Raw genomic sequence first — 11964 nt, 5'->3', positions numbered from 1 at the left:
GTGTCTGAAAATGAAAATTTTATCGTTTCGCTATGATGGTCAAATTTGCTTTGGTCCCAAAGTAAAAAAAGAAGAAGCCGTGTGGGACGTTTTAGCGATTCAAGAGACGCTCCAAGTATTGCCGAGTTTTCCGCAGACGATTTTACAAGGCGTTGAGGCTGGTATGGATTTTGTTGAGCAAATGCGTAAATTAGTCGAAGCGGCATTAAGTTCTGAAGAGCCAAAGCAATTTAAGCGATTATTTACCCAAATTGAATGGTTAGCGCCAATTCCTCGAACACCGAAAAACATCCTTGCGATCGGTCGAAATTATTCGGATCATGCAAAAGAAATGGGTTCAAAAGAAGCACCAGAAGATGTGATGGTCTTTACGAAATCACCAACAACGATTGCTGCCGATGAAGAAACGCTTTCTGTGCATGCCGAACTAACTTCGTCTTATGACTATGAAGGCGAACTAGCAGTGGTTATTAGCAAGAAAGGCTACAATGTGCCGCAAAAATTAGCGTATGATTATATCTTTGGTTATACGATTGCAAATGACTTAACAGCACGCGATTTACAAAAGAAACATCAACAATTTTTCTTAGGAAAAAGTTTAAATGGCTCATGTCCGATGGGGCCATATATTGTCACAAAAGATGAAATGCCAGACCCACATGCACTGAGTGTGGTGACAAAAGTGAATGATGAAGTCCGCCAAAATGGTCACACAAAAGATATGATTTTCCCTGTCGATCAATTAATCGCTGAGATTTCAAGTATGGTGACACTCGAACCAGGCGATATCATTTTGACTGGAACACCTGCCGGAGTAGGGAAAGGCTTTAATCCGCCTAAGTTTTTAAAAGCGGGAGATACAGTAAAAGTTTCGATAGAAGGAATCGGAACTTTGTGTAATCGTTTTGAATAAATTGATGCGACATGTAAATTCCGATGTAAATTTACTAGATATGATACGATAGAGTTGAACTAATAATTTGACGAGGTGAAACACATGGACTTTTTAGCTAGCACACATTTACACATTACAACTTGGGTAATCGGCCTAATCTTGTTCTTCGCAGCAGTGATGATGACCAACGGCAGCAAAGGACAAAAAATTACACAAATGGTTTTACGCGTATTCTACATTTTCATTCTATTAACAGGTATTGCTTTGTTTATGGATGGCATGGACTTCGATATGGGTATGCTGTACGGATTTAAATTATTAGGCGGGATCATCATCATTGGAATGATGGAAATGATTCTTGCGCGAATGAAGAAGCAAAAGCCAGCAACGATGTTCTGGATTTTGTTATTTGTCTTCTTGTTTATTACGATGTTCCTAGGGTTCAAACTTCCAATGGGTATCAACTTCTTAGCTTAATACTTATTGCGAGTGAGCCAATTGACTTTTGTCGATTGGCTTTTTCTTTTTGTCCTTGAAATGGTGTGTTGTTTTTGGCATTCTCCATTTCGCGAGGGTGTTTCAAGGATTCATTGGGTGGTTTCTCGATTTGGACGGGGGTATTCAAGGATTCAATGGGCACATTCAAGAATTCGAGCTACCTATTCTAAAATTCACGTTTTCCACACAATTTCAACGCGCAGAAAATGGAGCATTTTTGCTTTTTATCTATGTTTATTGGATAAAAATTATATATAAGTGTTTGTATATACAGAGAAATTGGCTGATTTACATTGCGGTGGATGCTTTCCGCGGGCAAGACTTCAGCCGCTTCCTTCGCATACGCTCAGTCCAGGGTCTTCAGTTCTTGCTGATTCCCCTGGAAAGATTAGAACCATAGTTCTAATCTTTGCGACGAAGCTAGCGCAGCGATGCAGGAGCAGTTGTTCTACGCCACCTCCATTTCAATCAACAGAAATAGTAAAAAGATTTATTAACTTGTATAAGAGATTTTAATGAAGTTTTTAAAGGTGATATGGAAAATGTGAATTTACTTTCACAGTCATTTTTGTACACATCTTAATCGCCATTTATTATCTATCTACCGACTATTGAACCACCCCTCATTAATTTACCCATGCATATTTACAAAGAAAATAGCAAACTGTGTCTAAATGCTAGAAAAGCGTATTACATTTCAACTATTTATTAAAGAGGTTCAACATCTTACTTCCATTCTTTAGAATATTGTGGTAATTTTAAAGAATAGAAAAACCGTCGGGAATCGATTTGGAAGGAGATTGAAACTAACTTGATTGGCATCATATTACTAGTGTTCGTTTTATTACTTATGTTTTCTTTTGCAATCTCCGCCTTCTTCAGTTCAAAGCAGGATCAGGTAAGCACGCTTACCAAAAAAGAATTACGCGAGACACTCGATTCATTGCAGAGTGAGCAAGAACCTATAACTAAAACAGATGTATTATAAACATTCAAGTGAGTCTATGTGATTCTCATTTGAATGTTTTTTTATTTCAGATTTCATTCCGAAAACTCTGATTAATACTTTCCCGGGAAATAAATACGAACATTATAGGTCTCATTCACAGATTTGACTTAACTGTTTTGTGAATATTGCTTTGAATCATGACAAGTCCTTTGGCGGTTTGGTAAAATGACGAAGGAAGATTCGTTAGAGGAGGACCTCAATTGAAAATAAATAAGTGGATTGGTTCTATTATTTCTTGTGTGTTGTTGGTGAGTATGGTTGGACAAGTTCCAACTTCTGCAGAAACGAACAAGAACATAATGGACGAAAGTATATATGATTTATTAGTGGATCGCTTTTTTAATAAAACCGTACAAAATGATTTCGAAGTGAATACACAAGATCCTGCGGCGTTTGCGGGTGGAGATTTCCTCGGAGTGTTAGAAAAGATTCCTTACCTTCAAAAAATGGGCTTTACGGGGGCGTCATTAGGACCGGTGTTTTCGACAGATACATACGATGGAAAGCGTGTTACGGACTATTCAACTTTTGAGCGACATTTTGGTACAAAGGATGAGTTCAAAACTTTAATTGCCGGTTCACAAAAACAAGACCTCAAATTACTGGTGGATTTTCCGATTCAGGAAGTGAGTGCTAACCATGTGTGGGCAAAAGAAAATCCGGAATGGGCGACAATAAACGACGACGGCACGCTGGATTGGGATATGAACAACGAAGAAGTGCAACAAGCAATTATTCAAGCTGCTGTTGAATTTGTGGGTGAATTTGAAGTTGATGGTTTACGAATTACCTCTATTGATGGTGTTGATACAACGTTTTTAAATGAAATGATCGTTGCTTTAAAAGGGAAAAACGAAACACTGTATGTCTTGAGCAATGCAGAAAGTGAAGCTGATTTTGACTTGACTGTATCTGCAAAAAATACAGATCTTGCGCGAAATGCCTTCAAAAATGTTGATTTACCGACTGAAGAATTTGGAAAGACCCTTGATCAATCAAACATGATTCGTTCTATCGATCACATAAATGAACGTCGATTTACAGCCGATGCAGCAGAAGAAAATATGTTTCCACCAACTCGATGGAAAATTGCATTCGCAACATTGATGTCGATTCCTGGAGTACCGGTTATTACGTACGGTTCAGAAATTGCCATGAATGGTGAACAGGCTCCAGAATCCAATCAAATCATGAACTACAAAGTTGAAGAAGAGTTAATTGATTACGTTGGGGATTTACAAAAATTACGCAATGGTTCAGCAGCTTTACGTTCTGGTGAGATGGAATTATTGCATAATGAAAATGGATTTATGGTGTTTAAACGTTGGAATGAAGAGGAAACGTGGGTTGTCGCTATCAATAATACTGGCAGCACGCAGCAGTTTGATTTAACGGAAGAAATGATGGGTGCGAATGTAGAATTACGCGGCCTAATGGAAAGTGATATTTTAAGACAACGTGAAGATGGCACGTATCGAATAGTAGTAGATCGAGAAATTGCCGAATTTTTCACCGTTAATGAACCTAAAGGGTTAAACAAAGGATATTTAGCCGCGCTAGCAATGGTTTATGTATTATTTCTTGGATTTTTATACTTAGTATGGCGTAAGGGAAAGCAACGTAAAAAGGATAAATAAGTGAGGGAGTCTTTATTCCATTGTGAATAAAGGCTTTTTTCTTTTGTAGGATTCCGGTGAAAGTTTAATGTTGTAAAACCAGCAGTTAATGTTGTAAATTATTTTGCTAATGTTGTAAAATCTCCAGCTAATGTTGTAAAACAAGCAAGTTTCAGCTTCGCTCACCGACTTCTCTGTCCAAACAAAAAACGCTTAAGACAAGGAACATCTTAAGCGTTAATCAATTATTTAGCTCGATAACTTGCCATGTTCACTGGGTCTTTCGGTGAAGAATAGGGTGGAGCATAAGCCAGTTCTAATGCTTGCAAGTCATCAATCGTCAACCCAGCGTAAATGGCTGTTGCAATGACGTCGATTCGTTTATCCACACCTTTTTCACCTACGGCTTGTGCACCTAAAACTTTGCGACTTTCCACGTCATAATGAATTTTTAAGAACAAATCCCCATGATCTGGGTAATAGCCGGCATTCGATTTAGACTTTTGAGTGACGGTTTTAAATGTCAAATCCGATTCATTTAAATTTCTTTCACCAAGACCGGTCATCCCGACGCTTAAGTCAAAGACTTTGGCAATCGATGTGCCGAGCATTCCTTTAAACGTAATTTTCTGTCCGGCTATATGATTTGCTACGACATAGGCTTGGCGGTGTGCGGGCCATGCGAGAGGAACTCTCTTTGGTTGTCCGGTAATGAAGTCTTTATTCTCAGCTGCATCACCTAACGCATATATGGCAGGATCATTGGTCTGCATGAATTCGTTCGTCACAATTCCACGTGAATCCCCAATTGTAAGTCCCGCTTCCGAAGCTAGTTCGGTAGAAGGTGAAACGCCAACACTCATCAAAATGAAATCTGCCTCAAGCTTTTCGCCTTGGTCTAACGTGATATTACGGCCATCAACATGCGTTATAAAGTTTTCTTTGTATACTTTAACTCCATGTTCATGCAATTCTTTTTCAACGATATCTGAGCTATCAACATCCAAAATGTTCATTACTTGTGGTGACTTTTCAACCAATGTTACTTTCATTCCAAGATCCACAAGGTTTTCAGCCATTTCTAGTCCAATAAAACCTGCTCCAACGATTACACAACTCTTCGGAGACTCCGCTTCAATAAATGAATGAATGTTGCGCATATCTTCAAAATTTCGTAACGTAAATACTTTAGCGCTATCCAATCCATCTGTTTTTGGAACGATTGGTGTTCCTCCTGGAGATAGAACGAGCACATCATATGCTTCTTCAAAGGTTTTATTGGAAAGTAAGTCTTTTACTTCAACTACTTTCTTCTCTCGATCGATGCGCATGACGCGGTGTTTCATTTTTACGGTAATATTCTTTTCATCCTTAAATTTTTCAGGAGTAGTGGCAATTAGATCTTGTTCATTCTCGATATGACCGCCCAAGTAGTAAGGCATGCCACATGCAGCAAAGGACATGGTTTCGTCTTGATCAAAAACGGTGATGGACGAATCTTTATCTAAATAGCGGATTTGGGAAGCAACAGTAGCTCCACCCGCGACAGCACCTACAATGACAATTTTCGGCATGTAAAAACTCCATTCTTATGGCTGAATTTGGTTTGAAAAGAATATGGCAAGTGTTCCTGGACCTGCGTGTGAACCAACCGCAGAACCAATTACATGAATTTCCACATGTTTCGGTTGAAAGTTTTCCTCTATCATTTTCTTCATGTCCAAAGCAAATGCTTCATCGTCTCCGTGGCTTATTGCAATCGTTTGATCATGCAAGCGTTCGCCACGTTCTTCCATTAATTCGAGGATTCGTTTCATTAGTTTTTTACGACCACGCAATTTTTCGATCGGAACTAATTTGCCATCTTCAACATGGAGTAAAGGTTTAATATTCAACAATCCGCCGATAAAGGCACTTGCTTTTGAAACTCTGCCACCACGTGCCATATAATCTAAATCTTCTACGGTAAATAAATGTTCCATATGTGCAGCTTTAAAACGAATAATTTCTTCAATTCGCTCAAGAGGTTCACCGGCTTTTTGTAAGCGAACAGCTTCTTTCACCAATAAACCATAACCTAAAGACGCACATTTAGAATCAATGATTGTCAACTTTAATTGAGGATATTCTTCTAAAACCTGATCTCTAATCATAACTGCTGAATTATGTGTTCCAGACAATTCAGATGAGAAGGCAATGTACAATCCTTCTTCGCCGGATTTCGCAAGTTCTTCAAATAGAGTAATGAATTGTTCTGGTGATGCTTGTGACGTTTTCGGATGCTTGCCTGATCGAATGGCAGCATAAACTTCAGATGAATTAATAGTTTCTACATCTAAATATTCTGCCTCCTCAATTTGAACACGTAAAGGAATTAGGGTCACAGGATTAGTTTCGTAAAATTCTTTCGGTAAATCGCAGGCACTGTCTGCATATATTCTCATTTCCATCCCCCATATAATTTCTGTCTTTTTTTATAATTTTAAACGTTGTTGTAAGTAGTTCGCAATACCGTCCTCGTTATTCGTACCGGTAACATCATTTGCTAATGATTTCAAAGGTGCAATCGCGTTACCCATTGCTACGCCTGTCCCAGCATATTCAATCATTTCTAAATCATTGTCTTCATCCCCAAATGCTATGATGCGATCTTGAGGAATGTTCAAGTGTTTAGATACATGGGCGAGCCCAACAGCTTTGCTTAAACCGCTTCGTACGATTTCTATGACATGCCAAGGTGCACCCCAACGTCTATGATCAATCACTTCCGCATGAACATCATGTAAGTGTTGTCGAATGGCAGAGACTTCCGATTCTTCTGCATGAATGAGTATACTCGTTGGATCCGCTTTTAAATAATTGCGAATGTCCCCAGTTGTTATTTGCGGATTACCGAAACTGAATATATCGAGCAGTTTTTCATCATGATAATGTAAGTATACATCGTCCATAACCTCGGCAATAATATTGTGGAATTTAAAATCGTGTAGAGCGTCAATGACTTCATTTACCACCTTTAAATTAATTGGCTCATGGACGGTTTTAAAACCTTTATCCAAAGGATGGTGAACAAACGCACCGTTAAAATTCACGATCGGCGTTTCAATTTTTAGTTGTTGATAATAAATTTCGCTTGCTCGATAAGGTCGACCGGTCGCAATCATGACCTCATGTCCATTTTCACGAGCTTTATTTAACGTATGTAAGGTTTTTTCTGAAATGACTTTCTCATCAGTCAATAAAGTTCCGTCTAAATCCAAAACGATTAAATGTGGTTGCATGATGTAGAACTCCCTTCCTTCTATATAAAGTGTATCTTCACATAGAGGAATCGTCAAAAATATCCAACTCATTTTTGAACTTTCAGAAATATTTTGCTACGATAATAGTATGTTGAGCTAAAAGGATGTGTAATGTATGATTGTTGATCACGAAAAGTGGAGCAATATTCCTCTTTTGCATGTATATAAGGAAGAATATAAAAATGAACAAGTTCCAGTTGTTTTCTTTTTACACGGTTTTACGAGTGCGAAGGAGCATAATCTTCATTATGCCTACCAGTTAGCTGAAAGAGGAATGCGTGTTTTATTGCCAGATGCGCATTTACATGGTGAACGTCATGAATCTTTGGATGAAATCCAATTATCGTTAAGATTTTGGGAAATTGTTTTAACTTCTATTGAAGATGTCAAAACTTTAAGAAGTGAATGTATCAATCGCCAGTTATTATCGGACGATACAAAAATAGCGCTTGCAGGTACCTCAATGGGCGGGATTGAAACATTAGGTTGTTTAAAAGTGTACCCATGGGTAGATGTGGCAGCCGTGATGATGGGGTCACCGGGGTATGTTCAACTGGCGAAAGCACAGATGGCACAATACGAAGCACGTGGCTTTAAACTGCCAGTAACCGAAATCGAGCGTAAACAAATTTTAGAGACGCTAAGCAATTTTGACTTAACGAAAAATCCGGAAGCGTTAAATGGACGACCTGTTTTCTTTTGGCATGGTCAACAAGACACGGTCGTTCCATACGAACCAACATATAATTTCTATAACGCCATAAAAAAATCGTATGCTGATCATCCTGAGCGTTTTCAATTTAAGTCAGATCAACTAGCAGGACATGCTGTTTCAAGAAAAGGTTTACTGGAAGCAACGGATTTTCTGGCAGAGTATTTGTCAGTCTAACCGCGATTTGATATGATGGAACTATACCAGATTCGGAAAGGGGTATGAATATGGATCAAGATATGCGCGAAAGCATGATGGGTGCACTTGAAAACGTGATTGACCCAGAACTTGGGATTGATATCGTTAATTTAGGTCTAGTTTATGACGTTGATTTGTCTGAAGACGGATTTGCAGTAGTAACGATGACGTTAACATCATTAGGTTGCCCAATGGGACCAATGATCGTTGATATGGTTAAAACATCATTATATGAATTACCGGAAATCAAAGAAGTGGACGTTAATATTGTTTGGACACCAGGTTGGTCAAAAGACAATATGTCACGTTACGCTAAAATGGCACTCGGTGTCAGATAATATATGTGCATACAGTCCTATGATTCAGTGAAAGCTGAGTTGTAGGACTTTTTTTGATTTCATTTGATGAGCTTGCACATTCAAGTTTTTATGTACGAAAGCAAGACTATAAACGAATAAAAAATGTTGATTTCCATTGCGACGGACGCTTTCCGCGGGCAAGACTTCAGCCGCTTCCCTCGCTTTGCTCAGTCCAGGGTCTTCAGTTCTTGCTGATTCCGCTGGAGTCGCCGTCTTCATTTCAATCACTTGATACCCGTTAACTCTTTTTAGAATTCTATGTCCAATACCTGAAATTCTTCAATAGATAACGGTACTTCAAAAGATCAAGTTAGTTATAAAAAACATATACAAAGTACAGATTTTCATTCGAAATCACTTTTCTTTACAGTTTTCCATGTTCAATCGTATAATGGTCAAAAAAGGTCAAACTTTGAGGAGTGGGATATATGCAACAACAAAATGAACAAAAAAAGCCTCTTGAATTATACGGTCGAAATCTTGTCGAACAAGCTCGAAATGGCAAAATGGATCCGGTCATTGGGCGTGATCAAGAGATTCGTCATGTGATTCGAATCCTTTCCCGTAAAACGAAAAATAATCCGGTTCTCATCGGAGAACCCGGTGTTGGGAAAACAGCGATTGTAGAAGGATTAGCACAACGTATTGTAAGAAAAGACGTGCCTGAAGGATTAAAAGATCGAGACATCTTCGAGTTAGATATGGCTTCACTAATTGCAGGTGCTAAATATCGTGGAGAATTTGAAGAGCGTTTAAAAGCAGTATTGAAAGAAGTAAAAGACAGTGAAGGACGCATCATTTTATTTATTGATGAAATCCATACCATTGTTGGCGCAGGTAAAACAGAAGGTGCGATGGACGCAGGGAATATGTTAAAACCGATGCTGGCTCGTGGTGAGTTGCATTGTATAGGTGCAACAACTCTCGATGAGTATAGAATGCATATTGAAAAAGATCCTGCGTTAGAACGTCGATTCCAACAAGTGCTTGTTCGCGAACCATCTGTTGAAGATACGGTTTCGATCTTGCGAGGATTAAAGGAACGATTTGAATTGCATCATGCAGTGCGCATTCACGACCGCGCAATTGTAGCAGCAGCACAGCTTTCGAACCGTTATTTAACTGAACGATTTTTACCAGATAAAGCGATTGATTTAGTAGATGAAGCATGTGCGATGATTCGTACTGAAATTGACTCGATGCCGCAGGAACTGGATGAAGTCACAAGAAGAATGATGCAACTTGAAATAGAAGAACAGGCATTAATGAAAGAAAAAGATCCTGCTAGTCAAAAAAGGTTAACTAATTTGCGTACGGAACTAGAGACACTAAAATCGTCAACAGAAGCGATGCGCAACCAATGGACAACTGAAAAAGAATCATTAAAGCATATACAAGAAAAACGTGAACAATTAGATGTTTATCGAAGAGACTTAGAGGATGCTGAAAATCGCTATGATTTGAATAAAGCGGCAGAACTGCGTCATGGTAAAATGCCATCTCTCGAAAAAGAATTGGCGGATTTAGAAGCAGCTCTTGAATCAAGCACAGATAATCGTTTATTACGAGAAGAAGTAACAGCTGAAGAAATTGCCTCAATTGTAGCTAGATGGACGGGCATCCCTGTTACGAAGCTTATCGAAGGAGAGCGGGATAAATTATTGCGCTTAAAAGAAACACTTCAAGAACGAGTAGTAGGGCAAGATCAAGCCGTTCAATTTGTAACGGAAGCTGTATGGCGCGCTCGTGCAGGTATTAAAGACCCATCTAAACCGATTGGTTCCTTCTTATTCCTTGGTCCTACTGGAGTCGGGAAAACGGAATTAGCGAAAGCGTTAGCTGCTAATTTGTTTGATTCAGAGGATCATTTCATTCGAATTGATATGTCTGAATACATGGAAAAACACAGTGTATCTAGACTAGTTGGAGCACCTCCTGGTTATATCGGGTATGAAGAAGGCGGACAATTAACGGAAGCGGTGCGACGAAATCCATATTCGGTTATATTGTTAGATGAAATTGAAAAAGCACATCCGGATGTAGCGAATATTTTGTTGCAACTGCTAGACGATGGACGTATTACAGATAGCCAAGGACGAATGGTTAACTTCACGAACACCGTGGTTATTTTGACTTCCAATATTGGATCGCAGTATTTATTAGATGGTGGAGAACATGCGGAAGACCAAGTGATGACTGCTTTACGCGCTCACTTCAAACCGGAACTATTGAACCGTATGGATGAAGTCGTTTTATTCCATGCATTAAAAGGTTCTCATTTCGAAGCAATCACGGAGAAATATTTAGAGCAGCTTGCTAAACGTGTGGGTGAACAAGAAATCCATTTAACGTACACGCCAGAACTCATAGCGTGGGTAGTTGATCAAGGAACTGACGCCGCCTTTGGTGCACGACCATTACGTCGATTTATACAACGTCATGTCGAAACGGCAGTTGCAAAAGAATTATTAGGTGGAGAATTAATCCCAGGTAGCCGAATTGAAGCAACTGTTGTTGATAATCACATCCAAATTAATAAAATATAGGTGAAAAAAACTGTTACATTCTAGAGAATACCGATCTTTCCTGCAGAATAACTGACCTGTGAGGAAACTCGTTTGTCTGTCTGCAGAAAAGGATCTGTATTCTCATTTGTGTTTTCAAATTGATAATTAAGTAATTGTGTAATGTATAAAACAATGATTTATCTCTATCTTTCTAGTTTAGAATTCGTTTGGCTTTTTACTTATATTTAGATGATGTTGGTTTCTTTAAGTAAACATGAAGGTGTTTTTACTTGTTAAGATTAATGTGTTTTTTCTGATTGGAATGGAGGCCGCGACTCCATGGGGAGCAGCACGAGCTGCAGACCCTGGACTGAGCATAGCGAATGTTTTTGTATTTGCGACGAGTAATCGCAGGAGCAAGGGAAGCGGCTAAAGCCGTGCCCCCAGGAAAGCGTCCGCAGCAATGGAAATCAAAAACTTTTTTTAAGATAGAAAAAACGGTCTCTCAATAAAATGAGAGACCGTCAGACTGTAGACAAACTCATTAATTTTGAGTTTGCCTACAGTCTTTTTTCATTTAAAATTAAAATATGACAAATCATGTGGAATCTGAGCCCTTTCCTGCGGACGAACGCCTCAATCTCCTCGACCTAAAGGTCTGCGGGGCTTTCGGCATCCGTTTTTCCGCGGGAGTGGCTCTGATTCCTTTCCTTTTAAAAATACTTGTTTGAGGTGACTATAATGCTTTCAAAACATAATTCCATTCAAAGAGATCAAATTGAAATGATTGCTTTAGATCAACTTGTGCCTGCGAACCACCTTGTTCGCAAAATTGAGTCTGCGCTTGATTTCTCTTTTATTTATGAAT

The 11964-nt window shown here is 38.9% G+C and carries 9 protein-coding genes; 6 read left to right on the top strand and 3 right to left on the bottom strand.

Annotated elements, in window-relative coordinates:
- The first annotated feature begins 10 nt into the window (after window positions 1-10).
- The 3 genes from AC3EA5_RS10275 to AC3EA5_RS10265 all read left to right on the top strand — a co-directional run bounded on the left by AC3EA5_RS10275 (window position 11) and on the right by AC3EA5_RS10265 (window position 4039).
- Complete coding sequence (locus tag AC3EA5_RS10275) at window positions 11-913, top strand: fumarylacetoacetate hydrolase family protein (protein WP_488608255.1); 903 nt, start codon at window positions 11-13, stop codon at window positions 911-913.
- Window positions 914-997: 84 nt separating this feature from the next.
- The gene (locus AC3EA5_RS10270) at window positions 998-1372 is read left to right on the top strand and encodes a YisL family protein (protein WP_488608254.1); all 375 of its coding nucleotides are present in this window, start codon (window positions 998-1000) and stop codon (window positions 1370-1372) included.
- A gap of 1230 nt (window positions 1373-2602) precedes the next feature.
- The gene (locus AC3EA5_RS10265; RefSeq protein WP_488608253.1) at window positions 2603-4039 is read left to right on the top strand and encodes an alpha-amylase family glycosyl hydrolase; all 1437 of its coding nucleotides are present in this window, start codon (window positions 2603-2605) and stop codon (window positions 4037-4039) included.
- A 224-nt stretch (window positions 4040-4263) separates the two neighbouring features.
- Here AC3EA5_RS10265 and AC3EA5_RS10260 read toward each other — a convergent pair whose 3' ends face one another.
- From AC3EA5_RS10260 to AC3EA5_RS10250, 3 genes are read right to left on the bottom strand one after another with little or no spacing between them, the layout of a single operon-like run.
- Complete coding sequence (locus AC3EA5_RS10260) at window positions 4264-5592, bottom strand: CoA-disulfide reductase (protein ID WP_488608252.1); 1329 nt, start codon at window positions 5590-5592, stop codon at window positions 4264-4266.
- A gap of 15 nt (window positions 5593-5607) precedes the next feature.
- The gene (locus AC3EA5_RS10255) at window positions 5608-6462 is read right to left on the bottom strand and encodes a DegV family protein (protein ID WP_488608251.1); all 855 of its coding nucleotides are present in this window, start codon (window positions 6460-6462) and stop codon (window positions 5608-5610) included.
- A 30-nt stretch (window positions 6463-6492) separates the two neighbouring features.
- Entirely contained in the window at window positions 6493-7299 is an 807-nt protein-coding gene (locus AC3EA5_RS10250) for a Cof-type HAD-IIB family hydrolase (RefSeq protein ID WP_488608250.1), read from the bottom strand.
- 136 nt (window positions 7300-7435) lie between these two features.
- On the opposite strand from AC3EA5_RS10250, the gene AC3EA5_RS10245 reads away from it, so the two are divergent.
- The 3 genes from AC3EA5_RS10245 to AC3EA5_RS10235 all read left to right on the top strand — a co-directional run bounded on the left by AC3EA5_RS10245 (window position 7436) and on the right by AC3EA5_RS10235 (window position 11135).
- Entirely contained in the window at window positions 7436-8209 is a 774-nt protein-coding gene (locus tag AC3EA5_RS10245; RefSeq protein WP_488608249.1) for a serine aminopeptidase domain-containing protein, read from the top strand.
- A 50-nt stretch (window positions 8210-8259) separates the two neighbouring features.
- Window positions 8260-8568 carry a metal-sulfur cluster assembly factor gene (locus tag AC3EA5_RS10240; RefSeq protein WP_394188704.1) on the top strand — a complete coding sequence of 103 codons (309 nt, stop codon included), beginning with the start codon at window positions 8260-8262 and terminating at the stop codon, window positions 8566-8568.
- 449 nt (window positions 8569-9017) lie between these two features.
- Complete coding sequence (locus tag AC3EA5_RS10235) at window positions 9018-11135, top strand: ATP-dependent Clp protease ATP-binding subunit (RefSeq protein ID WP_488608248.1); 2118 nt, start codon at window positions 9018-9020, stop codon at window positions 11133-11135.
- Window positions 11136-11964 lie beyond the last annotated feature (829 nt).

The sequence above is a fragment of the Paenisporosarcina sp. genome (assembly GCF_057785155.1).
This window is presented reverse-complemented; position numbering and strand designations above follow the sequence as displayed.

Bases quoted from the DNA above. Each gene is read 5' to 3' on its own strand.
- AC3EA5_RS10250 (WP_488608250.1), bottom strand. From the start codon at position 7,299: ATGCAACCACATTTAATCGTTTTGGATTTAGACGGAACTTTATTGACT.
- AC3EA5_RS10275 (WP_488608255.1), top strand. From the start codon at position 11: ATGAAAATTTTATCGTTTCGCTATGATGGTCAAATTTGCTTTGGTCCC.
- AC3EA5_RS10240 (WP_394188704.1), top strand. From the start codon at position 8,260: ATGGATCAAGATATGCGCGAAAGCATGATGGGTGCACTTGAAAACGTG.
- AC3EA5_RS10235 (WP_488608248.1), top strand. From the start codon at position 9,018: ATGCAACAACAAAATGAACAAAAAAAGCCTCTTGAATTATACGGTCGA.
- AC3EA5_RS10245 (WP_488608249.1), top strand. From the start codon at position 7,436: ATGATTGTTGATCACGAAAAGTGGAGCAATATTCCTCTTTTGCATGTA.
- AC3EA5_RS10260 (WP_488608252.1), bottom strand. From the start codon at position 5,592: ATGCCGAAAATTGTCATTGTAGGTGCTGTCGCGGGTGGAGCTACTGTT.
- AC3EA5_RS10270 (WP_488608254.1), top strand. From the start codon at position 998: ATGGACTTTTTAGCTAGCACACATTTACACATTACAACTTGGGTAATC.
- AC3EA5_RS10255 (WP_488608251.1), bottom strand. From the start codon at position 6,462: ATGAGAATATATGCAGACAGTGCCTGCGATTTACCGAAAGAATTTTAC.